Raw genomic sequence first — 605 nt, forward strand, 5'->3', positions numbered from 1 at the left:
TTCCACTTAACGATTACTTTGGGACCTTAGCTGGTGGTCTGGGCTGTTTCCCTTTTGACTACGGATCTTATCACTCGCAGTCTGACTCCCGCGTATAAATCATTGGCATTCGGAGTTTGTCTGAATTCGGTAATCCGGGATGGACCCCTAGTCCAAACAGTGCTCTACCTCCAAGATTCTTAGCCGCGAGGCTAGCCCTAAAGCTATTTCGGAGAGAACCAGCTATTTCCAGGTTCGATTGGAATTTCTCCGCTACCCACACCTCATCCCCGCACTTTTCAACGTACGTGGGTTCGGGCCTCCAGTAAGTGTTACCTTACCTTCACCCTGGACATGGGTAGATCACCTGGTTTCGGGTCTACAACCACATACTCATTCGCCCTATTCAGACTCGCTTTCGCTACGGCTCCGCCTTATCAGCTTAACCTTGCATGGGATCGTAACTCGCCGGTTCATTCTACAAAAGGCACGCTATCACCCATTAACGGGCTCTAACTACTTGTAGGCACATGGTTTCAGGATCTCTTTCACTCCCCTTCCGGGGTGCTTTTCACCTTTCCCTCACGGTACTGGTTCACTATCGGTCACTAGAGAGTATTTAGCCT

Annotated in this window: 1 rRNA gene; it reads right to left on the reverse strand. The window is 49.9% G+C overall.

Features of this window, described 5'->3' with window-relative positions:
• Positions 1-605 (reverse strand): 23S ribosomal RNA (locus ENTHG_RS00150); the annotation flags it as partial.

It is taken from the genome of Phytobacter massiliensis JC163 (assembly GCF_000321045.1).
Classification (GTDB): Bacteria; Pseudomonadota; Gammaproteobacteria; order Enterobacterales; family Enterobacteriaceae; genus Phytobacter_A; species Phytobacter_A massiliensis.